This is a genomic window from Roseibium aestuarii (genome assembly GCF_008477545.1).
GTDB classification, from domain to species: domain Bacteria; phylum Pseudomonadota; class Alphaproteobacteria; order Rhizobiales; family Stappiaceae; genus Roseibium; species Roseibium aestuarii.
In genome coordinates, this window is record NZ_VORA01000001.1 from 402,648 (window position 1) to 428,005 (window position 25,358).

At 65.3% G+C, this 25,358-nt stretch carries 20 protein-coding genes; 9 read left to right on the top strand and 11 right to left on the bottom strand.

Annotation, left to right across the window (positions count from 1 at the left end):
- Positions 1-273: 273 nt before the first annotated feature.
- The 3 genes from FR728_RS01760 to FR728_RS01770 form a co-directional block, all read right to left on the bottom strand.
- A complete protein-coding gene (locus FR728_RS01760; protein WP_149890943.1) occupies positions 274-1,224 on the bottom strand; it encodes a DMT family transporter in 951 nt (316 codons plus the stop codon).
- Between the two features lie 140 nt (positions 1,225-1,364).
- Positions 1,365-2,372, bottom strand: a complete 1,008-nt coding sequence (locus tag FR728_RS01765; protein WP_149890944.1) for a bifunctional riboflavin kinase/FAD synthetase — start codon at positions 2,370-2,372, stop codon at positions 1,365-1,367.
- A gap of 197 nt (positions 2,373-2,569) precedes the next feature.
- On the bottom strand, positions 2,570-3,016 hold the full coding sequence (locus FR728_RS01770) for a MaoC family dehydratase (RefSeq protein WP_149890945.1): 447 nt from the start codon (positions 3,014-3,016) through the stop codon (positions 2,570-2,572).
- Between the two features lie 236 nt (positions 3,017-3,252).
- Here FR728_RS01770 and FR728_RS01775 point away from each other — a divergent pair, with 236 nt between their 5' ends.
- Together FR728_RS01775 and FR728_RS01780 are read left to right on the top strand one after the other, a co-directional pair.
- Complete coding sequence (locus tag FR728_RS01775) at positions 3,253-3,636, top strand: response regulator (protein WP_149890946.1); 384 nt, start codon at positions 3,253-3,255, stop codon at positions 3,634-3,636.
- 180 nt (positions 3,637-3,816) lie between these two features.
- Complete coding sequence (locus tag FR728_RS01780) at positions 3,817-4,494, top strand: protein phosphatase CheZ (protein ID WP_208998615.1); 678 nt, start codon at positions 3,817-3,819, stop codon at positions 4,492-4,494.
- A gap of 64 nt (positions 4,495-4,558) precedes the next feature.
- Here FR728_RS01780 and FR728_RS01785 read toward each other — a convergent pair whose 3' ends face one another.
- Positions 4,559-5,431 carry a TIGR01459 family HAD-type hydrolase gene (locus FR728_RS01785; RefSeq protein ID WP_149890947.1) on the bottom strand — a complete coding sequence of 291 codons (873 nt, stop codon included), beginning with the start codon at positions 5,429-5,431 and terminating at the stop codon, positions 4,559-4,561.
- A 126-nt stretch (positions 5,432-5,557) separates the two neighbouring features.
- Here FR728_RS01785 and mutL point away from each other — a divergent pair, with 126 nt between their 5' ends.
- Positions 5,558-7,510 (top strand): DNA mismatch repair endonuclease MutL, encoded by a 1,953-nt coding sequence (mutL, locus tag FR728_RS01790; RefSeq protein ID WP_149890948.1) that lies wholly within the window; start codon positions 5,558-5,560, stop codon positions 7,508-7,510.
- A gap of 30 nt (positions 7,511-7,540) precedes the next feature.
- Here mutL and amt read toward each other — a convergent pair whose 3' ends face one another.
- Both amt and FR728_RS01800 read right to left on the bottom strand, forming a co-directional pair.
- Positions 7,541-10,741 carry an ammonium transporter gene (amt, locus tag FR728_RS01795; RefSeq protein ID WP_149890949.1) on the bottom strand — a complete coding sequence of 1,067 codons (3,201 nt, stop codon included), beginning with the start codon at positions 10,739-10,741 and terminating at the stop codon, positions 7,541-7,543.
- 227 nt (positions 10,742-10,968) lie between these two features.
- Positions 10,969-11,442 (bottom strand): nucleoside deaminase, encoded by a 474-nt coding sequence (locus tag FR728_RS01800; RefSeq protein WP_208998616.1) that lies wholly within the window; start codon positions 11,440-11,442, stop codon positions 10,969-10,971.
- A gap of 239 nt (positions 11,443-11,681) precedes the next feature.
- Between FR728_RS01800 and FR728_RS01805 the strand changes: the two genes are divergently transcribed.
- Together FR728_RS01805 and rsmD are read left to right on the top strand one after the other, a co-directional pair.
- Positions 11,682-13,367: a pseudouridine synthase gene (locus tag FR728_RS01805; protein ID WP_244304346.1), complete on the top strand. Its 1,686-nt coding sequence runs from the start codon at positions 11,682-11,684 to the stop codon at positions 13,365-13,367.
- A complete protein-coding gene (gene rsmD, locus FR728_RS01810; protein ID WP_149890950.1) occupies positions 13,367-13,924 on the top strand; it encodes a 16S rRNA (guanine(966)-N(2))-methyltransferase RsmD in 558 nt (185 codons plus the stop codon). The genes FR728_RS01805 and rsmD overlap by 1 nt, the downstream gene beginning before the upstream one ends.
- Positions 13,925-14,123: 199 nt before the next feature.
- On the opposite strand, the gene FR728_RS01815 is transcribed toward rsmD, so the two are convergent.
- The 4 genes from FR728_RS01815 to purD all read right to left on the bottom strand — a co-directional run bounded on the left by FR728_RS01815 (position 14,124) and on the right by purD (position 20,653).
- Positions 14,124-14,474 (bottom strand): hypothetical protein, encoded by a 351-nt coding sequence (locus FR728_RS01815; RefSeq protein ID WP_188318756.1) that lies wholly within the window; start codon positions 14,472-14,474, stop codon positions 14,124-14,126.
- Positions 14,475-14,585: 111 nt separating this feature from the next.
- Entirely contained in the window at positions 14,586-15,422 is an 837-nt protein-coding gene (locus tag FR728_RS01820) for a patatin-like phospholipase family protein (RefSeq protein ID WP_149890951.1), read from the bottom strand.
- Between the two features lie 146 nt (positions 15,423-15,568).
- Entirely contained in the window at positions 15,569-18,754 is a 3,186-nt protein-coding gene (locus FR728_RS01825) for a bifunctional diguanylate cyclase/phosphodiesterase (protein WP_149890952.1), read from the bottom strand.
- A 636-nt stretch (positions 18,755-19,390) separates the two neighbouring features.
- Positions 19,391-20,653, bottom strand: coding sequence for a phosphoribosylamine--glycine ligase (purD, locus tag FR728_RS01830; protein ID WP_149890953.1), 1,263 nt, complete (start codon positions 20,651-20,653; stop codon positions 19,391-19,393).
- Positions 20,654-20,874: 221 nt separating this feature from the next.
- Between purD and ubiA the strand changes: the two genes are divergently transcribed.
- Entirely contained in the window at positions 20,875-21,819 is a 945-nt protein-coding gene (ubiA, locus tag FR728_RS01835) for a 4-hydroxybenzoate octaprenyltransferase (RefSeq protein ID WP_149890954.1), read from the top strand.
- 180 nt (positions 21,820-21,999) lie between these two features.
- On the opposite strand, the gene FR728_RS01840 is transcribed toward ubiA, so the two are convergent.
- Positions 22,000-22,593, bottom strand: coding sequence for a DUF6101 family protein (locus tag FR728_RS01840; RefSeq protein ID WP_149890955.1), 594 nt, complete (start codon positions 22,591-22,593; stop codon positions 22,000-22,002).
- Between the two features lie 312 nt (positions 22,594-22,905).
- Here FR728_RS01840 and FR728_RS01845 point away from each other — a divergent pair, with 312 nt between their 5' ends.
- The 3 genes from FR728_RS01845 (at position 22,906) to FR728_RS01855 (ending at position 25,349) form a co-directional block, all read left to right on the top strand.
- Positions 22,906-24,249, top strand: a complete 1,344-nt coding sequence (locus FR728_RS01845) for a TldD/PmbA family protein (RefSeq protein ID WP_149890956.1) — start codon at positions 22,906-22,908, stop codon at positions 24,247-24,249.
- Complete coding sequence (locus FR728_RS01850) at positions 24,236-25,051, top strand: 3'(2'),5'-bisphosphate nucleotidase CysQ (RefSeq protein ID WP_244304347.1); 816 nt, start codon at positions 24,236-24,238, stop codon at positions 25,049-25,051. The genes FR728_RS01845 and FR728_RS01850 overlap by 14 nt, the downstream gene beginning before the upstream one ends.
- A 70-nt stretch (positions 25,052-25,121) precedes the next feature.
- Entirely contained in the window at positions 25,122-25,349 is a 228-nt protein-coding gene (locus FR728_RS01855) for a DUF4170 domain-containing protein (protein WP_149890957.1), read from the top strand.
- Positions 25,350-25,358 lie beyond the last annotated feature (9 nt).

The following is a 25,358-nucleotide window of genomic DNA, read 5'->3' on the forward strand; positions in this document are numbered from 1 at the left end:
CTCGGTCAATCCGTAGGCCGGACGCGCCATTGAAAGCGGGTGAGGGCAGGCGTCCGATCGGTCAAACTTGGTCGGGTCCCGCGGGATCGCAGGCCTTCGTGAAGCAGGAAGCTCCCGGTCCTTGGGCGCCGCGTGTGTCGCGTCAGCCGAAGGCCGGGCCGATAATTCGGCGTGAGAGGTGCAAGGACATCGGCACGATGCAGTCTCGCAGATCCTGAGGGCTGTTCGTCATGGGGCTTGCACATAGCAGGCATTCGCCCGCGAATAAAGCACTTAACCTTTGGCCACGATGGAAACGGGGGCGTCCTTTCCCTGCAGTTTCCGCTCCCGGTGTGCGATGTAGAGACCGCCGGCGACGATCAGTCCGATGCCGGCCCAGGTGACCGCATCGGGGAAGTCGCCGAAGACCATGTAGCCCAGCACCGTGGCACTGACGATCTCGATATATTGCAGCGGCGCCAGAGCCCCGGCCTCGCCCCGTTGCATGGCGCTGACCACCAGCCCGTGACCGGCAAAGGACACGGCTCCGGTGACGAAGGCGAGACCCAGTTCGCGGCCCGTGGGCAGGATGAAGGTCATCTCCTCGATCCCGGCCAGCGTCCCCACGACCAGCAGCGCGCCGATGATCAGACACCCGGCGACGCTGGCGCCGAACTGGATGGCAAAGAGCCCGTCGGCCCCGGCGAACTTGCGGCTGACCAGCAGATAGCAGGCAAAGCACACCGCCGTGCCGAGCGGCAGCAGGCTGACGAAGCCGAGTGCCAGGAAGTTCGGCCGCAGGATCATCATTGCGCCCATCAGCCCGACGAGGATCGCACCGAAACGCCGGACGCCGAATTTCTCCTTGAGCAGCAGCGCCGCCAGCAGGGTCAGCACCATGGGCTCCACGAAGAAGATCGCCAGCGCCGTGGCGACCGACATGAACTTCACCGCCGTGAAGAAGAAGAGCGAGGAGATGGCGAGCAGCGAGCCGCGCAGCAGGTTGATGCCCGGGCGCTTGCCCTTGAGCCGCGCCACGTTGCCGGTGACGACCGCCAGCCCGACACAGACCACCATCTGGAAGAAGAAGCGTCCGAAGGTGACCTCGAGCGGCGGCAGGGTGCCGGTCAGGTACTTGGCCGCGATATCCATCACGGGCAGGATCGTGGCCGCCAGGGCCATGAGGCCGATGGCCGCAAGATTGCCCTGGGTCGAGGGCGCCGATGGGGTTGCAGAGGAGGACATGGGGTCACCGGGCAAGGGAGGCTCTCGCGTGGGAGCGCCGATCATCCTGCGGTGACATAGGCAGCTTCGCTTGGCAAGCGGGTTTGCAAGCACAAGCCCCGAAACCACTCAGCGGGTTGGGTCAGACAACTCGGACGGGATCAAGCGGCGTCGAGCACCAGCGGCATCAGCGCCCCGTCCAGATCGCTCAGGGGCTGCAGGGAGGCAAGCGCTGCTCGGGCCTCGGCACTGTCCTGGTTCATCTGGGTGACGAGGGCGTCGGCGCTGTCGAACTTCTGTTCTCCGCGCAGATAGCTGATCAGGTGCACGCGCATCACCTTGTCATAGAGATCGGCCTGCAGGTCGAAGACATGAACCTCCAGCAGCGCTGCGCCATTGTCGAAGGTCGGGCGACGGCCATAGCTCGCCACGCCATCATGCCAGCTCTCGCCGATGCGCACCCGCACCGCATAGATGCCGTGCTTGAGGGGGCATCCCTCCGCCAGACGCAGGTTGGCGGTCGGATAGCCGAGGTTGCGGCCGCGCTTGTCGCCATGCTGGACGGGCGCGTCGACGAACCAGCGATAGCCGAGCAACCCGTTCGCGTGGGCAAGATCGCCTTCCGCCAGCGCCGCGCGGATGCGGGAGGAGGAGATCACTCCGTCGCCCTCGTCGTTCTGCGCGGCGACGATGGTCACGCCGAAATCGTGATGCTCGCCCGAGGCGGACAGGAACGCTGGCGTTCCCTTGCGGGCCTTGCCGAAGTGGAAGTCGTAGCCGGTCACCGCATGGGTGATCTTCAGCCGGTCGATCAGGATGTCCCGCACGAAATCCTCGGCTTCCATCCCGGCGAAATCGCGGGTGAAGGGCAGTTCAAGCACGCCGCGCAGGCCCGCGGCCCGCAGCAGATCCGCCTTCTGCTGTGCCGGGCTCAGGCGGAAGACCGGAGCGTCCGGGTTGAACAGGGTGCGCGGATGTGGCTCGAAGGTCATGGCATAGACCGGACGGTTCGACCCCTGGCCGAGCGACAGCGCCGCATCGAGCACGGCCCTGTGGCCCCGGTGCACCCCATCGAAATTGCCGATTGCCACGACACCGCCCCGCAGCTCGGCGGGAAAGTCGGCAAGGTCCTGAACGACGGTGAAAGCGGGATCGGGCGAGACGCGCATGTAAGGTCCGGTGGCGGTTCGGCAAGCAGGCGAGAGGAGCAAGGCACCGCCTGGCACGCCGCGCATCTGCCCGGTGTGCCACGCCTGTCTCTCTCAAGGTGCCGGGAAACTGCCGTCTGGACCGGCAAAGGTCAACAGGCTTCGTGGCGCATCCTGCCCGCTATGCGCCACTCTTCCAAGTCCGGGTGCTCCGCCGGTCAGCCCGGCTGCTCGCCCCGGCTTGGCACCTTGACCAGCGCCTCGCCGGTCAGGACGTCCGTCCCCTCGACCTGGCAAAGACAGCTGAGCAGGGCCCGGTGCCCGCGCTCGATCAGTTCCTTCACCTCCACGGTGACGCTCACCTTGTCGCCGATATAGACGGGGGCGAGGAATTTGAGCGTCTGGGACAGATAGATCGCCCCCGGCCCGGGCAGGCGGGTGCCAAGCACCGCCGAGATGAGGCTGGCCGTGTAGAGCCCGTGGGCGATTCGGCTCTTGAAGGGGGTGCGGGCGGCAAAATGCTCAGAGAGGTGGATCGGGTTCCTGTCGCCCGAAACCTCGGCAAATCCGATGACGTCGCTCGACTGGACCTGCTTCACCAGGGTTTCGCGCATTCCGACGGAAAGATCCTCGAATGTGAGGCTCCGCAACTCGAGGATTTCCATGGGTTCCCCTCCTGTCCTTGTTCGTGCGGAGAGGCTAGGGCGGGGCCGTATCGGCTGCAATTGGCCAAACGATGCAGGCGGCGTGTACGCATTAACGGAGTTTTCAGGGCCTTGGACTAGCTTGGCTGAAGTGTGGGGAGGCGAGGACACAGGAATGTGTCTCTCTCCTTTGAAGTCATTGAGCGCTTCCAAGGCCCATGGCCGGGGCCGCGCAGTTTGACAGTATGGAGTAGACAATGGCCCTTGATCTTCAGATGCCGGTCCTGGTCGTCGATGATTACAAGACGATGATTCGCATCATCCGTAACCTTCTGAAGCAGCTCGGCTTCGAAGATATCGACGACGCAGCGGACGGCACCGAAGCTTTGGAAAAGATGAAGCAGCGCCGCTACGGCCTGGTGATTTCCGACTGGAACATGGAACCGATGACCGGTTACGAGCTGCTGAAGCAGGTCCGTGCCGACAGCGGTCTCAGCAAGACCCCGTTCATCATGGTCACGGCGGAATCCAAGACCGAGAACGTGATTGCCGCGAAGAAGGCCGGTGTGAACAACTACATCGTGAAGCCGTTCAACGCGCAGACCCTCAAGGGCAAGATCGAGGCGGTTTTCGCCGACTGATGCCGAAGGTTGAGACGAGGCGTTCCCCTTCCGCGTGACAGGGAACGCCCTCGATCTCCCGAACTTTCTAATCGAGGGGTACCGTGCGGGGGCACGGCCGGTGGAACCACCAGAGTCAATGCCGCGAGCCGGGAAGCTCACGGCAGACGGGTTCCCTTATTCTCCTGAAGGAGGGCAGGCATGGCCGCAATGACAAAAGAAAACATGGCTCGGGTGATCGAGTTCCTGCAGGAGAACAAGAGCCGCGGTGGCGACGTTTCCCTGAATGACGTGATGCACCTGGCCGAAGTGATGTCGGGCTCGATGCACGAGTTCCTCACCGTGGTTCAGCCTGCGGTCACCGAGGAACTCCAGCTCATCGCCCGCGAAATCACGCGCATGAAGACGGAAATCTCCGCCCTTCGCGCCAACGACATGAAGACCTCGCGCATTCCCGATGCGGGACGCGAACTCGACGCCATCGTCGAGGCGACCGAATCCGCGACCCATTCCATCATGGAAGCAGCCGAGGAAATCATGAGCGCAGACCCCTCCGATATCGATGCCTATCAGGAGCTTGTCTCCAACAAGATGATCGAGATCTTCGAGGCCTGCACCTTCCAGGACATCACCGGCCAGCGCATTTCCAAGGTGGTCTCCACCCTGAATTACATCGACGAACGGGTGACCACCTTCGTCGAGAAGCTGCGCATTCCCGCCGGCATGGAGCTGGAAGCAGAAGAATCCGAGGAAGAACGCCGCAAGCGCGAGCTGATCCTCCACGGTCCGCAGCACAAGGGCGAGGGTGTCTCCCAGAACGACATCGACGCGCTGCTGAACTCCGGCTCCCAGGACGACATCGACAAGCTGTTCGACTGATCCCCTCGCAGCGTCGAGAATTGAAAAAGGCCGCTCCCTCGGGGCGGCCTTTTTGCTTGGGGCCTTACCAGACGAGGCGCGGGATGGCGGCCCGGGCGCTCAGGCCTTCTTCCGCCAGGCGGCGGCGGATCAGGGCTTCGTCCGGCTGGTCGGCTGGGCCGAAGTCGGAAGCGTGGATGCCGGCGGTCACGAAGAGCACATCGAGCCCCTGGCTGTCCGCGCCGCGAATGTCGGTGGGCAGGCCATCGCCGACGGCGAGGATCCGGCTTTCGTCAAGGGCAGCGCCCTTGATGCGGGCAAGACGGCCCTTGGCGCTGTCGTAGATCGGCTTGTGCGGCTTGCCCACGATGCTGAGCGGCCCGCCGAAATCTTCATAGAGACGGCCGAGCGCGCCGGCGCACCAGATCAGCCGGTCGCCGCGCTCCACCACGATGTCCGGGTTGGCGCAGACGAAGGGCAGGCCACGGGCGGCAAGCCGCTGCAGCTGGTCGCGGTAGTCATCCGGCGTTTCGTTTTCGTCATCGAAGAGACCGGTGCAGCCGATCAGATCCGCGTCGTCCTCGCCCGTCAGGGTCACATCCAGGCCGTCGTAGAGGGTCAGGTCCCGCTCCGGACCCATGTGGAACACCTTCGCACCCGGGTGGGTGGCGAGCAGTTCACGGGTCACATCGCCCGACGTCACGATGTCGTCGAAGGCGGTCTGGGGCACGCCGAGATGGGCCAGCTGTTCGCGGATCGGCTCGTTCGGACGCGGCGCGTTGGTGATCAGCACCACGGCCCCGCCGGCTTCCTGGCGATAGGCGGTCAGCGCTTCATGGGCTGCCGAAAAGGCCGAGACCCCATTGTGCAGGACGCCCCAAACGTCGCTGAGAATTCCGTCATACTCGGACGCGAGGTCGCGCAGGCCGGAAACAAGAAGCGGTGAAGAAGCGGTCATGGTCGGTCACTCGGTCACAAGGGGATCTGGTAAGCTTGCGCGGGAATCGACTGGCCCCGCCGCGGCGGACCATATAGGAAGCCTTGTCTTTTCGAAACCTGAAGAACGAAAAAGGGGACACCCCGCATGCGGGTTCGGCAGCTCGGCGAGAATGTCATCAACCAGATTGCCGCCGGTGAGGTCATCGAACGTCCGGCGAGCGTGATCAAGGAGCTCGTCGAGAACGCGGTCGACGCGGGGGCCACCTCCGTCGACATCGTCACCGCCGCCGGTGGCAAGACGCTGATGCGCGTCTCCGACGACGGCAGCGGCATGACCCGCGACGATCTCGCCCTCGCCATCCGCCGGCACTGCACGTCCAAGCTGCGTGAGGAGGATCTCTTCGACATCCGCTCGCTCGGGTTCCGGGGCGAGGCCCTGCCCTCCATCGGGGCCGTGTCGCGCCTGTCGATCCAGACGCGCCATGCGGATGAGGATCACGCCTGGTGCATCTCCGTGGAAGGGGGAAGGGAAGTGCCGATCGCGCCCGCCGCCCGCCACAAGGGCACCCAGGTCGAGGTGCGTGACCTGTTCTTTGCCACGCCGGCGCGCCTGAAGTTCCTCAAGTCGGACCGGGCGGAAGCCGCCGCCATCACCGAGATCGTGCGGCGCATCGCCCTTGCCTATCCGAAGGTGAGCTTCTCGCTCTCCGGCGCGGACCGGCAGGCCATGAGTTTCCCCGCAGCCCGCGGCGGGGACGCCCATCTGGCCCGCATCGCCCAGGTTCTGGGTCAGGACTTCACCGACAATGCGCTGGAGATCGATGCCGCCCGCGAAGGCGTGCACCTGACCGGCTTTGCCGGTCTGCCGACCTATCATCGCGGCAATGCCCAGCATCAGTTCTTCTTCGTCAATGGGCGCCCGGTCAAGGACAAGCTGCTGCTGTCCGGCCTGCGTGGCGCCTATGCGGATGTGCTGGCTCGGGACCGGCATCCGGTCGTGGTGCTCTTCATCGATCTCGACCCGCAGCTGGTGGATGTGAACGTGCATCCGGCCAAGGCGGATGTCCGCTTCCGCGATGGCCAGCTCGTGCGCGGTCTCCTCGTCGGGGCCATCAAGCAGGCGCTCGTGCACTCCGGGCACCGCTCCTCGACATCGAATGCGGCCGTCGCCCTGGATGCGCTGCGTGCTGGCTCCTCTTTCACTGGCGGCAGTCCGAGCGCGTCCGCCTCCGGCCCCACGGTGACTTCAGGCCGCTCGCTTTATGGCTCCTGGCGCGCGGAGAGCCAGACCGGTTTCAGCACGGCCGAGGCCTTCCGGCCCACGGTCCTGCGCGAGAGCATCGATCCGCAGACCGGCGAGTTTCGCGAGGACCCTGAGGGCTTCTCCGGCTTCCTGGATCTGGACGACGGACCGGCTGCGCCGGGCGGCGCTGGCGCTCAGGGTGGGCTGGCGGAACTCTCCGTGCCGTCTGCCGATGCGCGCGCCCACTCGGTGCCGCTCGATGAAACCCGCACCCGTCTGCCGCTCGGCGCCGCGCGGGCGCAGGTGCACGAGACCTATCTGATCGCCCAGACCGAGGACGGAATGGTGATCGTCGATCAGCATGCCGCCCACGAGCGGCTGGTCTACGAGCGGCTCAAGGCGGCACTTGCCCGGCGCGACGTGCCGCGCCAGATGCTGCTGATCCCTGAGGTGATCGAATTGCCCGAGGAGGACGTTGCCCGTCTGGCCGAACGCGCCGAGGAGCTGGAACAGGTCGGGCTTTCGCTGGAACCCTTCGGGCCCGGAGCCATCGCGGTGCGCGAGACCCCGGCCATGCTGGGCGACATGGACATTCGCGGCATGGTTCTGGAGCTTGCCGACGAACTGGCCGAATGGGACACCGCCGACGGGTTGCGCGAGCGGCTTGACCATGTGGCCGCGACCATGGCCTGCCATGGCTCCATCCGCGCCGGCCGCCGCATGCGCCCGGAGGAGATGGATGCGCTCCTGCGCGAGATGGAGGCAACGCCGCTCTCCGGTCAGTGCAACCACGGCCGCCCGACCTGGGTCGAACTCAAGCTCTCCGACATCGAGAAGCTCTTCGGTCGCAAGTAGATGTGCCGAGGTGGTCCGGTGTGGCGTCTCCTAGGCCCGCGTCAGCAGCCGGGCGGCCTCGCCGCGTGACGTGACCGGCGTGGACGGGACGGCGAGGGCTGCGGCGATCTCCGGGGACGTGTCCAGAACCATGCGCGACAGGGGCTCCGGCCGGCCGATGAAGAAGCCCTGCAGCTCGTCGCAACCGCTGTCGCGCAGGAACAGCAGGCTGTCCAGATCCTCGACCCCCTCGGCAACGATGGACATGTTGAGCGCCTTGCCGAGCCGCACCACCGTGTCGATGATCGCTTGGCTGTTGGCGTTGTAGCCCCGCTGCTGGATGAAGGACCTGTCGATCTTGATCGTGTCGAAGGGGAACCGGCTGAGATAGCCGAGCGAGGAATAACCCACGCCGAAGTCGTCGAGCGCGATCTTGATGCCCGTGGCCTTCAGGCTGCTGAGGATCGACAGGGCCCGCTCGTCGTCCTCGATCAGCAGGTTCTCGGTGATCTCAAGCTCCAGCCGCTCGGCGGGCACTCCGCTGGCCGCAAGGCTCTGGCGCACCTCTTCGGCAAATTCCGTGTCACGGAACTGGACGGGTGAGACATTGACGCTGATGCGGGCATGGGCCAGCGGCCCGGCGGCATCCTTCAGCGCCGTGTGCAGCACCCACTTGCCGATCTGGATGATCTGGCCGGAGTTTTCCGCCACGGGAATGAAGTCCCCCGGGCTGATGAGGCCCTTTTGCGGATGATGCCAACGGATAAGCGCCTCGTAGGAGGAGATGTGCCCGGTCTCCAGGTCGAGCCGGGGCTGATAATAGAGTTCCAGCTCTCCGTCGGCGATGGCCACATGGAGGTCTTCCTCGATCTGCCGCCGCTTGCGCATGGCGTCACCCATCCCGTCCTGGAACAGGCAATAGGTGGCCCGCCCCCGGCTCTTGGCTTCATAAAGGGCAATGTCGGCGTTGGAGACGAGGGTCTCGGCGCTGATCTCCTGATCCTGCTCGATGATGGCGACCCCGATGCTGGCCTGCGGACGCAGGATCAGCCCGTTGCCGCAGTCGATCGGTTCTGCCAGCACCTTGAGGAAGCGGTGTGCCATGTCTGCGGCCTGATTGCCGAAGGCGATGTCCCGCTGGATGATGGCGAACTCGTCGCCGCCCAGACGGGCGATCAAGTCCTTGGAGCGTGAATGATGCCGCAGCCGGTCGGCGGTCGCGCGGATCACCTTGTCTCCGATCGGGTGGCCATGCAGGTCGTTGATGTCCTTGAACCGGTCGAGATCCAGCAGCATGAGGGCCGCGCCCTGACCCTTGGCCCGGCAGCGTTCCATCACCTGATTCAGCTCGGCGTTGAAGACGGCGCGGTTGGGCAGATCGGTGAGAGGATCATGCTGGGCCAGATGCAGGATCTGCGCTTCCGCCTGCTTCCGGTCCCGCAGGTCGACAAGGGCGGAAACCCGGGTCGGCGTGCCGCGATAGGAAATCACGCGGGTGCGGATTTCGACCGGAATGGTCTCGCCGTCGCGATTGACCAGGCTCATCTCGCGCGGTTCGCGCTCTGCCTTGACCAGATGGCTTTCCAGCGTGCCCGCAAGCTCGGACTGCACGAATTCATAGAGCCCCCGCATCTTCAGGTCCTCGATCGGATAGCCGAGCAGGTCTTCCAGCGCCGAGTTGCCGTCGAGAATGCGCCCGTCCACGGAGATGACGATGGCATCGAAGGTCGCGTTGGCCAGCGCGGAAAGCCGCTCGGCCTCCTCGCGCGAGCGCTTGGCTTCCTCCGCCTTGTGCTGGGCGATCTCCTCGGACTGGATCGTGTCCATCAGCGCATTGAACAGGCGGGTGAGCCGCTCGCTGTCGTCACCGGGGGCAACGGCAAGCCGCATGTTGAGGTCGGCGCGACCGGCGATCACCTTGTCCAGCGCGTCCTCGACATGCCCGATCCCGAGGCGGGTGCCGTGTTCGGCCTCGTTCATGCCCAGTTCCTCTTCCGCCGGCTTGACGCGAAGCGGCGTGAACATGCGGATGACCCGCATCATCACCAGCGCAGTTCCGAAGCACCAGGCAAAGTTCAGCCCGATGCCGCCGAGCTGAATGACAAGCTGGTCGAGCCGGTTGCCGAGGGGGAGACTGTCGACCGGCGCAAGGAGCGCGAGCCCTGCCGTCCCCACCATCCCCGCAAAGGCATGCACACCGACCGCACCGACCGGATCATCGAGCTTCAGCCAGCGTTCGAGAAGCTCCGAGGCGAGGAGTGCCGCGCCCCCGCCCAGAAGACCGATGGCCAGCGCGCCGGCCGGGGTCAGGATGTGGCATCCGGCGGTGACCGCGACGAGCCCGCCCAGCATGCCCGACAGGGTACGCTCTGGCAGGATCACCCCGTCCAGTTTCCAGCAGATCAGATAGCCGCCCACACCGCCAGCAGCGGCGGCCAGCACCGTGTTGGCGATGATATGGGCGATGTCCGGCGTGACGGCGAGGGTGGAGCCGCCGTTGAAGCCGAGCCAGCCGACGAAGAGCAGGAAGCCCCCCGTGGTGGCGAGCACCGAACTGTGCCCCTGAATGCGCGAGGAACGTCCCGCGCTGTCGAACTTCCCGATGCGGGGGCCGAGGACGAGCGCGGCCGCCAGCGCGATCCAGCCGCCGGTGCCGTGCACCACGGTGGACCCGGCGAAGTCGACGAAGCCGCGATTGCCAAGGAAGGCGCCCTCATTGGCAAACAGCGCGGCGCCCCAGGCCCAGTGGGTGAAGACCGGATAGATGAGCCCGGCCGTGATCACAGTGATCCAGAGATAGACGATGAGCCGCATGCGCTCGGCCACCGCACCGGAGATGATCGTTGCGGCCGTACCGCAGAACATGACCTGGAAGCCGAAGAAGGCATATTCCCAAGAGTTCAGCTCGCCGAGACCGAGCAACCGCATGTCCAGGCCGATCGGCAGACCGCCATCCTTGCCGAAGGCGAGCATGAAGCCAACGCCGGCGAAGAGAACCACCGAGAAGGCAAAGTCGAGCAGGTTTTTCTGCGCCACGTTGATGGAGTTCTTGGACCGCACGAGACCGGCTTCCAGCAGCAGGAAACCCACCTGCATCATCAGCACCAGGGCGGCAGAGATCATCACCCAGGTCAGATCCAGCCCGGACTGCAGCTTGCCGTGCAGCTCTCCCAGATCCTGAGCGAGGGCCGGGGCGAGGGTCAGGGGCAGGAAGATCGCGGACAGGATGAGCGGTCTGACAGTCTTGTGCATGGGTTCCGGGGCCTTGGCAGAAGTTCCAAGACACAGGTTTCCGGCAAAGGGTTAAGCATGCGTATTTTTTTCAGGTTTTTTGCTTATTCCGAAGGAAAAAGAAGGGCTTGTGTCCCTATTGCTGCCGCGAAAATGTTCATGTGCAAATGTTTTGGTCGGATCCCTGCGTCATTCAGGCATCGTTTACCTTGAACCGCCCTTCGGGCAGGCGGAGCGTGGCCTCTGCGTCAGTCGCGCCGGGACTGGAAGAAATCGCGCAGGATGCGCGCGCAATCCTGCTCGGCCAGACCCGAATAGACCTCGGGAGCATGATGGCAGGTGGGCTGGGCATAGAGCCGCGGACCATGGTCCACGCCGCCGCCCTTTTCGTCGCCCGCCCCGTAGTAGATCCGGCGGATGCGCGCGAAGGAGAGTGCCGTGGCGCACATGGGGCAGGGCTCCAGCGTCACATAGACATCGCACCCCGGCAGCCGCTGCGACTGAAGCCGGGCGCAAGCCTCGCGGATGACCAGAACCTCCGCATGGGCGGTGGGGTCGTTGAGTTCCAGCGTCCGGTTGCCGGCGCGGGCCAGGATCTCGCCGTCGCGCACCAGAACCGCACCGATGGGCACCTCGCCGCGCTGCTCGGCGAGCCGGGCCTCTTCGAGGGCAAGATCCATGTAGCGGGACCAGGTCGGGGAGGGGACGGCGTCATCTGTCATGGATCGCGGGCTCGGGACCTGTCAGAAATTCGGAACGGGCGAAGGAAAGACGCCTTTCTTTGAAATTGCCTATACCCCAAAGGCACGCGCTCTGATATGAGGCGGCACACGTTTTTAACACAAGGTCCATATCCCGGTCCTGCTGCCTGGTCCGCGCTGCGTGCGCGCAGGTCGCAATGCCTGCCCGTTCATGGGCAGTTGCCGGTGGAGGCGACCTCATCAAGCGGCAAGACTGAGACATGACTGACAGCAACAAGACGGGTGACCGCAAGCGCATGGGTGCGCGTCCGGCGCGCGACGGAGCCTCTCGCGATCGCAAGGGCCCGGCCCGCGGCGGCAAGCCCTCCTTCCGCAGCGACGAGCCGCGCCGTGAGGGCGGGTTCAAGAAGGAAGGCGGTTTCCGCAAGGAAGGCGGCTTCAAAAAGGAAGGTGGCTTCAAGAAAGAGGGCGGCTTCAAGAAGGAAGCTGGCTTCCGCAAGGATTCCGGGTTCCGCAAGGGCCCTGGCCCGAAGCGCTCCTCCGACCGTCCGAAGCCCGAGTTCCGCGCCCGCTCCGAAGGCGGCAATCGCGGCTTTGCCAACGATGACGCCGACAAGGGCGACCGGATTGCCAAGGTCATGGCCCGCGCCGGCCTGTGCTCGCGCCGGGACGCCGAGGTCTGGATCGCCAACGGGCGCGTTCAGGTCAATGGCACGGTGCTCGAGACCCCGGCCTATACGGTCAATCCCCGTGACACGATCCTGGTCGATGGCGAGCCCCTGCCGGTGCGCGAGCGCACCCGCCTGTGGCTCTATCACAAGCCCAAGGGCCTCGTGACCACCAACAAGGACCCGGAAGGCCGTCCGACCGTCTTCGACCGTCTGCCCGATGACCTGCCGCGCGTACTCTCCGTCGGCCGTCTCGACATCAACACCGAAGGTCTGCTGCTGCTGACCAATGACGGCGGTCTGGCCCGCGTGCTGGAACTGCCGGCCACCGGCTGGCTGCGCCGCTACCGGGTGCGGGCCTTCGGCTCGGTCACCCAGGCCGATCTGGACACCCTGGCCGATGGTCTGGCCATCGACGGCGTTCTCTACGGCGCCATCGAGGCGACCCTCGACAAGGAACAGGGCGACAACGTCTGGCTCACCGTGGGTCTGCGCGAAGGCAAGAACCGTGAAGTCAAGCGCGTGCTCGAGCACCTGGGTCTGGCCGTGAACCGCCTGATCCGCCTGTCCTTCGGTCCGTTCCAGCTGATGGATCTGCCGGAAGGCGAAGTGCGCGAGATCCGTGGCCGCGTGCTGCGCGACCAGCTCGGTGACAAGCTGGCGGAAGAAGCCGGCGCCGATTTCGACGCGCCGCTGCTGCATCAGGCCAAGGCCGAGACGGAAGAAAAGGGCGCCCGCAAGGGCCCGGCTGGCCGTGGCGACCGCAAGGAAGGCGCGAAGCGTGGCGAGTGGATGACGGCCCGCGATGGCGCGGCCGCCCAGGATCGCCGCCGCAAGCCCGCTGACGGGGACCGCAAGCGCGGCGCCGAAGGGCGCGGCGGCTGGGAACCCCGTGGCGAAGGCCGCCCCGACCGTGGTGACCGCCCTCAGCGTGGCGAGCGTCCGCAGTGGGGTGATCGTCCGCAGCGTGGCGAGCGCGACGAGAATCGTGGCTTCGGCGGCGGTCGCAAGAACCAGGGCGAACGTCAGCAGAAGGTCTCTCCGCGCAGCCGCTTCCGCCTGACCAAGGAACCGTCCAACCGTCCGATGCGCGAAGAGCGTCCGGAACGGCCGCTGCCGCAGCGCCGCATCTGGGGCGACGAGGGTCTGGTCGTGGACAAGCAGCAGGAACGCCGCAACCCGCGCGGCCGCGAAGGCGGACGTGATGGCGGTCGTGAAGGCGGCGGTGATCGTCCGTTCGGCGGTCGCGGTCGTCCGCGCCGTGAGGATCGCGACTGATGCGCATTGTCGCCGGACGCTTCAAGGGAACAGCCCTGGCCACCCCGAAAGGCCAGGGAACCCGCCCCACCAGCGACCGTCTGCGCGAGACCATCTTCAACATCCTGGCCCACGGCCTGGATGTGGATCTGGACGGACTGAGGGTGCTGGACCTGTTTGCCGGTACCGGCGCGCTGGGGTTCGAGGCGATCAGCCGGGGCGCGCGTCACTGTACCTTCATCGAGGAAGGCACCGAGGCGCGTGGGGTCATCCGTCGCAACATGGAGACCCTGGGCCTCAATGGCGCGGCCAAGATCTTCCGTCGCGATGCCACTCGCATGGGGGCTGCCGGAACGATCGATCCCTTCGACCTGCTCTTCGCCGACCCTCCTTACGACAAGGGGATGGGTGAAAAGGCGCTAGCCTCCTGTCTGGAGGGAAAATGGGTGCGTCCGGGCACGATCTGTGTCCTGGAGGAGCGCGAAAGCGCCCACATCGATATCCCTGCCGGCTTCGAGGAGATCGACCGGCGCACCGCTGGCGACAGCCAGGTGCTCTTCCTGCGCGTGTCTGCCTGAGGGCAGGCCTGCGCATGGGTCTCCGCTGATCCGGGTCTGTTGCTGCTGTCTTGGGAAAGGTGGCAACCGCCCCGGGAGCGGGAGGCTAAGACGAAGGGGCGGTTGCCAAGGGGAGCCCGGGGAGGAAGTCAGGCTCCGAAGTTCATGGGACCGAAGCTCGGTCCAAGTCTGGTCAGGCGGGCAGTTCCGTCGGTCCAGCTCAGCCCGGCAGGGTCACCGGTCGGCGCATGTAGCGCGGCGACAGATAGCGATCTCCGGACAAGGTGGCTTCGAGGTTCTGCGCCTGCAGGTGGATCAACTCGCCTGCGTGTCCGCTTTCCCGCACAAGGGCCGCCTTCGAGCAGGTCGCCGCCAGGAGCAGCCCCACCCGTCGCAGATGATTTCGCCGATAGCAGAAGAGCGCCAGACGGGCCCTTGTTTCTTCCGGAAGGTCGCGTGTGAGATCGACGCACTCTCCGCCGGGTCCTGTGACGAGTCGGGCGAGGAAATCCTCGCGGACCGGACAGTCGTCCGGACCATTCTGGTTCGTTGCTGCCTGCATGATGGTCATCCCTGAATTCCATGTTCAGGGTGTTATTTTCTGGTTAAAAATTTATTAATTTTTAAGTAAAGCGAAGGCAGTTCGCCGAGTTCTGTAGGATTAGGTATTTGTCACGTTGTGTCAGATACTTGCATGGTTTGTGATGATCCGGTCGATCTCGTGTTTCGCCAGCTCTTTCAATGGCGAGGCCTGTTCCAGAATGTGCCGCGTCTGGAGGAAGTCGAGCACCCGCACATTGTCATCCGCCGGCCGCAGCAACAGGTCCGGATGCCGGGACTTGAGCTTCTCCCGCGTGATCGTCTGCATCAGGATCTGGGAGGCGCCGAAGAGGGAATCCAGCGCGCTCGGCAGGGTCTGGCCATTGCGTTGCACCGGCGCGCCGACCACATCCACCGCGACGATCAGGTCGCAGCTCACCGGCAGCGCGTCGAAGGGCAGGGGATTGACCACGCCGCCATCGACCAGCACCTGTCCGTCCCGCTCCACCGGACGGAAGACCGCCGGAATGGCAATCGAGGCCGCGATGGCCTGCTTCAGGTCCCCGTCCTCCAGCACGACTTCCGAGCAGCCGTAGTAATCGGCGGCAATGATCGCCAGCGGGATGTCCAGGTCGGCGAAACTTGCCGGAAGATGCGAGGTGACGAAGAGGTCGAGCACGGTCACGGGGTCGAACTGCATCAGCCCGCCGGAGAACATCTGGGTCCACTTGCGCGGCCGCAGTTGCCACAGGGAAGAGAGCACCTTGTTGCGCTCGCCGAAGGTGTCGAGCGCAATCTTGCGAATGTCCGCGCCACTCAGCCCGCAGGCATAGGCCGCGCCCAGGATCGCCCCGATCGAGGCGCCCGAAATGGCGTGGGGGCGCAGGCCGAGCTCATCAAAGGCTTCAAGGACGGGGATGTGGGACAGGCCGCGGGCACCGCCGCCGCCGAGCGCCAGTCCGATGGTCGGTTGGGACATGTCTCATCCTCTGCGCAAGGCCGGACGCAGCAGGCTGCCGGGTCCGGTGGGGCAGAGGTAAGCTCTTTTGACGAGCCTGCCAAGGCGCCGTCCGGAATTCTCTTGGTGGTCTGTCTTTCGACGTGCGCGGAAGGATCCGCAGAGTCTCAGGTCACCGTGAAGGTGACGTCGCTCTGCACCGTGTTCAGCCAGGTGGTGAGGGTGGCAAAGGGCATGGGCCGGGCGATGAGATAGCCCTGCACCGAGAAGTTCCCCATCATCCGCAACCGTTCGAACTGGGCGTCGGTCTCCACGCCCTCGCAGACCACGTTGATCTCCAGCGCCCGGGCCAGATGGATCAGGTGGTTGGTGACGATCTCCTTCTTGCGGTCCGTCAGCAGGCGCGCGGTGAAGCTGCGATCGATCTTGAGCCCGGTGATCGGCAGATCCGCAAGGTGGGACAGCGAGGCAAAGCCCGTGCCGAAGTCATCCAGCTCGATATGCAGGCCCAGGTCGTGCAGGTCCTGCAGGAGCTTGGCGTTGCTGTGGCTCGGGTCGTTGAAGAAGACCGATTCCAGCACCTCGGCAGTCAGCAGTTCGGGACCGACCCCATGCGCGTCCATCGCGTTCTGGAAGTCCTGCATCAGCGTGCCGGTCTTCAGATGTGCGGGCGACAGGTTGACGGCGATCCGTCCGAAGTCCAGACCTCGGTCCTTCAGCTCCCGGGCGGCCATGAGCGCCTTGTTGATCACCATCCGGCCGAGCGGGGCAGCGAGGTTGGTCTTTTCCACCACCGGCAGGAACAGTCCGGGGGACAGCTCACCCTTTGTCGGGTGCTGCCAGCGCACGAGAGCCTCGACGCCGGTCACCTGATGCGTGCGCAGGTTGACCTGGGGCTGGAAGACCAGAAAGAACTCGTCCTCCTGCAGCGCCCGGCGCAGGTCTGCCTCCAGGGCGGCCTCCTGGTCGCTGCGATCCTTGAGGTCGCGAGTGAAGCAGGTCCAGCGGTCCTTCCCGCCATCCTTTGAATGATAGAGCGCAAGATCTGCCTTCACCAGCAGACGCTCGAAGCTCTCGCCGTCTTCCGGGCACCGGGCCGCGCCGATGCTGACTGTCGGCCAGATCTGGTGTCCGGCCACATCCATGGGCGCGCGCATGACGGCGGCCAGCCGCTCGCACAGGTCCTCTAGATCGCAATCGGGACCCTGGGCCACCACGACAAACTCGTCGCCGCCCCAGCGATAGGCGATACCCAGTCCTGCACAGCACAGGCGCAGCCGTTCTCCTGTTTGGGCAAGGCACGCATCGCCGGCGCTGTGACCCAGCGTGTCATTGATGCGCTTGAAATTGTCGATGTCCATGTGGAGCAGGAACCGCGGACGGTGTTCGACCTCCGCCTGGAACCGCAGCGAGGCGTCACGCTGGCACGCGGCCCGGTTCGGCAGATTGGTCAGGTCGTCGAAATAGGCGAGGCGTTCGGCCCGCTTGCGCGCCAGATGGGTCTCCCGTTCCCGTGCCACCCGTTCGCTGATGTCATTGCAGATGGCGACGATGGTCTGGCGATATCCGGTGCGATGAAGCTGGATGCGGGTTTCGACCGGATAGACGGTGCCGTCCCGGCGGCGATGGAGGCCATTCGTCCAGAGGAGATTGGTCTTGCCCGTCAGAAGCGGCGCCAGATCGAGGCCGGTCCTTTCGCCGTTCTCGTCGCACATCACCTCGCCCAGGGTCTTCTCCGCCAGCTCGTCCATGGTCATCTGCAGGTTGGACAGGGCGCAGGCATTGGCATGCTGGAACCGCAAGGTGGTTGCGTCCGCCACATAGATCTCGTTCAGCGAGGCTTCCATGATTTCCGACAGCCAGCGGCCATGCTCGATCGCATCATGCTGGTCGGTGATGTCGTGGGTCGTCCCGATGACCCATTCCGCCTTTCCGTCCTCACCCGCCAGCACATAGCCGAGCACATGCATGGTGCGCTCGGTCCCATCCGGCCGAGTCAGTTGGTAGAGATAGTCGAAGCGCCCGCAGGAGCGGATCGCGTCTTCCAGCTTGATGCGGATCAGGGCCGTTTCCAGCGGCTTGCGCAGCTTGCGAAGCTCCACATAGGCCTCATCCGCCGTCAGTTCCGGCGAAATGCCGGTGATCCGGAACATTTCCTCCGACCAGGCATGTTCTCCGGTGCGCAGGTTGCGTTCCCAGCTGCCGAGCGAGGCGATCCTCTGCGCTTCCTGAAGCCGGGACCGACTTTCTTCCAGCGCCTGTGTCTTGGTCGCGACGCTGCTTTCCAGCCGGTCGCGGGTGCGGGCCACCGATGCTTGCAGCCTTTTGATGAGCCGCAGGGCGACCGTACCCGTCAGCACGGCAAAGAGCGTCGCGAGGAACAGGCTTCCCAGACTGTGCAGGGTGAAAAGCAGGATATTGGGGGTGATATCGCGAACGATCAAAACGCCCAGCGGCGCGCGGTGTCCGGCGACCGGCCGCCATGCGGAGCGGACCATGAGCACGCGCCAGCCATTCAGGAGGATGCGGTCCTGCTGAAGAAAGCTGCGGCTGCCAGGGGCGTCACTGAGAAGGGAGCTGATCCCTGCCGGGATGTTCTGGCCGGTCGTCGTTGCGTGAAGCGTCAGGGTTTCCCGCTGCTCGCTTCCCCTGGGGTCGGTGAGGGCGTCCGGCACCATGTCCCCGGTGGGAATGGCCACAATCAGATCGGAGGACAGGGTGGAAGCCAGCATGTTCAGGGGATCGGTGATCTCCATCGCCATGCGGACGAGGCCAATCAGCTGGCCCTGCTTGTCGTAGAAGGGGCGAACGACCGCGATCACCGGGGTGCCGAGATCACCGATTTCCAGCCCATGGGTGGTGGACAGGGTTTCGCGCGCCCGCCGTGTGAGGCTCTGTTCCGCGGAAGCGGCATCGGTGCTGCCGGCGCTCTCGTGGCCGCGCATCAGCAGGCTCAGGTCGGGACAATAGATGCTGAGTTCTGAAACCCGGTGATCCTTGCGCATCTCCTCGAAGAAGGCGCGGATCTCCGATCGGGGCTCGGTCAGTTCGCCGGACTTGATTGTCTCAAGCAGTTGCCGATTGTGAAACAGGGCAGCCAGCGCCCGCTCCAGCCCGGCGCTGCCGACTTCTTCCTGGTAGAGGAGAAAATTCTCGGCCGTCGCGCTCTGTTCGGTAAGCTGGCGGCTCAGCTGCAGATAATTTATGACTGCGGAGTGCAGCGTGAGGCCGAGAACGGTCAGCAGGAAAAAGGTAACAAGCAGAACTTTCAAGGGGCGGGAGATCTCCCGGCCATCCTTGCTCAACCGGCGCAGCAGCTCCTCCGGCGAAAGGGCGCTGAGCGCGGCGCTCATGGTGTTGCGCGGTCCCGTGGCGAGTCGAGATTTCGGATGAGACACGCGTTTCTCCACGGGCGTCAGCTAGAGGGTTCTGCTTATGAGTGTCCGCCATGAAAGTTTATGCATTGTGAAAAGCATCAATAATTACAGAATGCTAGAGAAATGTGCGATTGATAATACGTAATGGCGCCCAAGGATAAAAAATCCCGGGAGCGCTCGTGACCCGTGAGCCGGAGAACTATTTCCAGATGTCTTTAGCTGGGGGTAAATTGAACGGTATGAAATTAAGTTCTTCGGCCCGTTTCGAAGTCAAACCCGGAAACGAACAAAGAAATCTGGATCGGTTTTTATCTGGTCTCTCGGGCGTATTGTGTCTTCGCCGGATTTCCACACCCGTTTCAGCGCATCGGTATCTTTCCCTCTCCCGCGAAGGTGGGAAAGGCGTGCGTCAAGTCTCCGGAACTGCTGGGGCGGGCGGTCGGCGCGAGAGCTGAAGACAGCTTCGCTGAGGACAGGAACGGCGGACCTGAAAGCACGCATGTCCGGCGCGAATCGGGCGTTCAAATCGCTTTGAACAGGCCCGCATCGTCCAAACCGGAGGGCACGCGGGCCTGAGGGGGCAAGGTCTGGGCGGTCGGGAAAGGCGCTCCCTCAGAGGGCGCGCCAGCCGATGTCCTTGCGGCAGAAGCCTTCCGGCCAGTCGATCCGCTCGATGGCGGCATAGGCCTTGTCGCGGGCTTCGCGCACGGTCGCAGCCCTGGCCGTCACATTGAGCACCCGTCCGCCGTTGGCCAGCAGGCGGCCGTTGCCGAAACGGGTGCCCGCGTGGAAGACTTCCACATCCGGATCGGCGGCAGCCGCCTCGATCCCGCGGATCTCTGTGCCCTTGGCATAGGCGCCCGGATATCCCTCTGCGGCCATGACGACGGTCAGCGCCACCATGTCGTGCCACTCGGCGGACGTCTGGTCGAGCGTGCCTTCCGCGCTGGCCAGCAGCAGATCGACGATGTCGCTCTTCAGGCGCAGCATGAGAACCTGGCACTCCGGATCGCCGAAACGGGTATTGTATTCGATGAGCTTCGGGCCGTCCTTCGTGATCATCAGTCCGGCGTAGAGCACGCCCTTGAAGGGGGTTCCACGCGCGGCCATGGTCTCGATGGTCGGGGTGACGATCTCGCGCAGGGTCTGCTCGATCAGGGCGTCGGTCATCACCGGCGCGGGAGAATAGGCACCCATGCCGCCGGTGTTCGGGCCCTGATCGCCGTCGAAGGCGCGCTTGTGGTCCTGCGCGGTGGCGAGCGCCAGACCGGTCTTGCCGTCGGACAGGACGAAGAAGCTGGCTTCCTCCCCTTCGAGGAACTCCTCGATCACCACTTCCGCGCCAGCCTCGCCGAAGCTGCCATCGAAACAGGCCTCCACGGCCTCTTCGGCCTCGGCGAGCGACATGGCCACGACCACGCCCTTGCCGGCGGCCAGGCCGTCGGCCTTGACCACGATCGGAGCACCCTGTTCGCGCACATAGGCAAGGGCGGCCGCCTTGTCGGCAAACCGTCCGTAGGCGGCGGTGGGAATGCCGGCCTCGTCGCATACGCCCTTGGTGAAGGCCTTGGAACCTTCGAGCTGGGCGCCGGCCTTGCTCGGGCCGAAGGCCTTGATCCCTGCATCCGCCAGATCGTCGGCGAGACCCGCAACCAGCGGCGCTTCCGGGCCGATCACCACGAACTCGACCGAATGAGACCGGCAGAAGGCGATGACGGCGGGATGATCGGCGACATCAAGGTCAACGAGGATCGCGCAGTCCGAGATGCCCGCATTGCCGGGCGCGGCATAGAGCGTGTCACAACGGGAAGATCTGGAGATTGCCCAGGCCAGCGCATGTTCGCGGCCGCCGGAACCGATGAGGAGAATGTTCATGGGGTCTCGTCTTTCCAAGAGTGGCGGAGGGGCCTGGCGACAAGGATCTGCCGCGGACGCATGTCCTGCCCATCCCTGCGGGAGCGGATCTTGTGGGCGGCTCTAGCATGGTCGCTCGCCTCAAACAATCGGCGATGGCACGCGGAAGGCCCCGGGGAGGTCGGCGTGGCAGCGAAAATCCGGCTCGCATCCTCCTGCGGATCGCGCTAAAGCCTTGGACCATGTTGTTCGGAACCAAAGACACCGGACCCGTGGCCGACGCCGTCCGCCGCCACTGGGTCGACACCCATCTTCCGTCCTGGGCGCGTCCCTATGCGCGTCTGGCCCGGTGGGAGCGCCCCATCGGCTGGTGGCTGCTGCTCTGGCCGTGCTGGTGGTCGGCGGCGCTGGCCGCCATCGCCAAGGGCGCCATGCTGCCCAATCTCTGGCACCTGGCGCTCTTCTTCATCGGCGCCGTGGCCATGCGCGGCGCTGGCTGCACCTACAATGATCTGGTGGACGAGGATATCGACGCCCAGGTGGAGCGCACCCGATCCCGCCCCATTCCCGCCGGCCAGGTGTCCCGTGCCCAGGCGAAGGTCTTTCTGGTGATCCAGGCCCTCGTCGGTCTCGTGGTGCTGCTCCAGTTCAACTGGTTCTCCGTCGTGCTGGGGGCAGCTTCTTTGCTGCCTGTGGCCATCTACCCCTTCATGAAGCGCATCACCTACTGGCCGCAGTTCTTCCTGGGGCTGGCCTTCTCATGGGGTGCGCTCATGGGCTGGGCGGCGGCCTTCGGTCATCTCGGCTGGGCACCGGTTGTACTCTATGTCGGCGGGATCGCCTGGACCATCGGCTACGACACCATCTATGCCCATCAGGACAAGGAAGACGATGCGGTGGTCGGTGTGAAATCCACGGCGCGACTCTTCGGGATTTTCACCAAGCCCGCCATCTTCGCGCTCTATCTTCTGGCGACGGCGCTCTTTGCTCTGGCCGCAACCCTCGCGGACGCTGGGCCTGCCGCCTTTGCCGGCCTCGCGCTGGGCGCCCTGCACCTGGCCTGGCAGGGCCTCATCCTCGACATCGACGATCCCGACCAGTGCCTGAAGCTCTTCCGCTCCAACACGGTCTATGGCTGGATCGTCTTCGGCGGCTTCGTGCTCGACGCGGCCATCGGCGGTCTCTGATCCGCACGCGGCCTGACGCCCCTATTTGGCGTCATCCCTGCAGGAGTCTCTGCCCTCCACCCCGTCGCCGGTCATCCTCCGCACAGGCCCGAAGCTGCCAAGCGCTTCCCGTGTTTGAAAAGCAAAGGGGCGGTCCCGGCGGGCCGCCCCTCTTGTCTTGTCCTGCATGCGGTGAACCGGTCAGCTGCGCGCGGTGAGCTCCGCCTCGTCCCGGTGGATCACCATGCCGTCCGGATTGCCGACCCGGCGGCGCACCAGGAAGCGCGGACGGCGGCCGGTCAGAAGGGCGAGCTTGCGACGGGGCGCCGGCACGGCCTTGGGTTCGGCGCGATAGGCCTCGATGGGCTTGGTCGTTCCCCCCTGATCGCAGACGAGCATGGGCAGGTCGAGCGCCCGTGCCCACGCCGGCCACGACTGGGCGAGGCCTTCGGGCTGGTCGGTCTCGACCAGGACGAGGCTCAGGGCCGCATCGTGATGCTTGAGGATCAGGCGGGCCATGACGGTGCCCGGCTGCAGCCCCGGCTCGATCTGCACCATCACCCCGGCATAGGCGGAGGTCGGCGCGACGAGGGCTGCGGTCTGGGGACCGCCAAGCGATTGAATGTGGACTTCGTGAGCGCTCAGAAGGACCCGGCACCGGGTGGCGCGCCCGGCTCGGGCCCCTTCACAGGCGAGATGGGTCTCGAAGCGGACCGGCAGTTGGCCGGGATCGAGCGCAACAGGTCCTGCGCTATCCGTTTCAAGGTTCCAGTCGGTTGCTGTCTGACGTCCCAATGTTCTTCTCCGTCGGGCCGGTGGGTTTTGCTCCAGACCTCTCGAACGAGTCCGACACTACTTGCAGGAAGTGCTTACCCGCTTAACGGGTACGGTTAAAAAACCTTGATTTCAAAGAGGGTTACTCAAACCCAAACGGGTCATTCACCTCCTCTTTACTGTGTCGCGCCACCGGCAGGACACGCAAGGGATGCAAACAGGCCGCTCCCGTCGCGCCCCTTGTGGCGCAGCGCCGGGCGCTGTGGCTCTGGCCCTTGCCGCGACCGCCATCCCGTCCTAAACAGGACGGAACTTCAAGGAGACTTCTTGTCCATGACCGATCAGATTGACCTGGGCGCCCTCGAGGATCGGGCCGCCCGGCTCGTGGCGGCCGCCCGCGCCGCCGGAGCGGATGCCTGTGATGTGGTGGCGGCCACCGGCACGGCATTGTCCGTCGATGTGCGCGACGGTCGGGTCGAGGAGACGGATCGCGCCGAGGGCGACGATGTCACGCTGCGCGTCTTCGTCGGCCGGCGCACGGCTTCTGTTTCGGCGAACAGCCTGACCGATCTGGACAGTCTCGCGGCCCGCGCCGTCGCCATGGCCCGGGTCACCCCGGAAGACCCCTATGCGGGTCTCGCCGAGGAAGATCGTCTGGTGCGCGAGATCCCGGCGCTCGAGCTGCTCGACCCCACATCCGTGTCTCCCGACCAGATGACCGAATACGCCCGTGCGGCGGAAGAGGCTGCTCTTGCGGTCTCCGGCGTCAGCAAGTCCGGTGGCGCAGGCGCCTCCTGGCGGCTCGCCGGCGTGGTGCTGGCCACCAGCAACGGCTTTTGCGGCTCCTATCTGGCCTCCCGCCACGGTCTCTCGGTGACGGCTGTGGCCGGCGAGGGCACGGGGATGGAGCGGGACTATGACTTCGATTCCCGCACGTTCCTGTCCGACATGGCGGATCCGGCCGAGATCGGCCGCCGCGCGGGCGAGCGGGCCGTGCGCCGGCTCAATCCGGTGAAGATCAGCACCCGCACCACGGATGTCATTTATGAAAGCCGCGCCGCCCGGTCGCTGCTCGGTCATTTCGCCGGGGCCGTCAACGGCTCGGCGATTGCCCGCAAGACCAGCTTCCTGCGCGACCGGATGAACGAGCGGGTCTTTGCGCCCGGCATCTCCATCGTGGATGATCCCTTCAAGGCGCGCGGCGGCGCGGCCCGCCCCTTCGACGGGGAGGGGGCTCGCGCCGAGCGTCTGGACATGGTGCAGGACGGCGTCCTGCGTCACTGGTTCCTGGATGGCGCAACGGCGCGCGAGCTGGGTCTGGCCCCCAATGGCCGCGCTCACCGGGGTGGCTCCGGCACCGTGCCCGGCGCGACCAACCTCACCCTGATGCCCGGCGAGACCTCCTTGGAGGAGATGCTCAAGGCCATGGGCAACGGCCTTCTGGTCACCGACCTGATCGGCCACGGGGTCAACGGGGTGACGGGCGACTATTCGCGCGGCGCTGCCGGCTTCCTCATTGAGAACGGCGAGCCGGTTCAGGCGGTCAGCGAGATCACGATTGCAGGCAATCTGAAGGACATGTTCGCCCGGCTCGTTCCGGCCAGCGACCTCGACAACCGCTATGCCGTGGCCACGCCGTCCATCCTGATCGAGGGCATGACGCTTGCCGGGAGCTGATCGTCACCAGCCCGACACGCCGACCCTCCGCGCGGACATGGAGCTTCTGAGCGAGGCAGCGCGCCGTGCCGGCGAGATCGCGCTCCGCTTCTTCGGCAAGCATCCCCGGTCCTGGCTCAAGGACGGGAAGTCGCCGGTCTCTGAAGCCGATCTTGAGGTCGACGCCTACCTGATCGATGCCCTGCGCTCCGCCCGCCCGGACTATGGCTGGCTGTCGGAGGAAACGGCAGATACCGAGGATCGGCTGACCCGCGCCACGATTTTCGTGGTCGACCCCATCGACGGCACCCGTGCCTTTCTGGCCGGCGGCGAGGAATGGACCGTGTCGCTTGCCGTGGTGACGGATGGCCGCCCGGTGGCGGGTGTGGTCTATTGTCCGGTGCGCCAGGAGATGTTCGTCAGCGGCGCCGGGCAGGGAACCACCCTGAATGGCGCGTCCGTTCGCGTGTCGGCTCAGGCGGAGATGCGCGGCGCGCGGGTGGCAGCTCCGCCGTCGCTCCTGTCCGATCCCCTGCTGCTGGAGGCGGGGATCGAGCCTTCGGACCGGCTCCGCTCCCTGGCTTATCGGCTCACCATGGTGGCCGCCGGACGTGTGGACGTTGCAGCAGCGCGGGCCCATGCAAACGACTGGGATCTTGCGGCGGCGGATCTTTTGGTGCAGGAAGCGGGCGGCAGGCTGATCGATCTCTCCGGCCAGCCCCGAACCTACAACCAGGTCTCGACACGCCATCCGGCCCTTCTGGCAGCTCCTCTCCAGCTGGCAGAGGCGGCGCGGCACATCCTGTCCCGAGCGGTTGTCTGATCGGCTGGCGGCGCTGCTGCCAGGCCCGACCATCCGGGCATCGAGACACATTCAAGAGGAATCTACGCCCATGAGCACGACACAGCCTCTCTATCTGGTCTTCGGCGGTGAACTCGAGACGCCGGAAGGCCTGACCTTCCGCGATGTTCAGGCGCTCGATCTCGTGGGCATCTTCGACAGTCACGACACCGCCTACGCCGCTTGGAAGGCTAAGGCCCAGTCCACCGTCGACAACGCGCATATGCGCTATTTCCTCGTCAACCTGGAAAGCCTTCTGGCTCAGACTGCCGCCGCCTGATCGGCGACG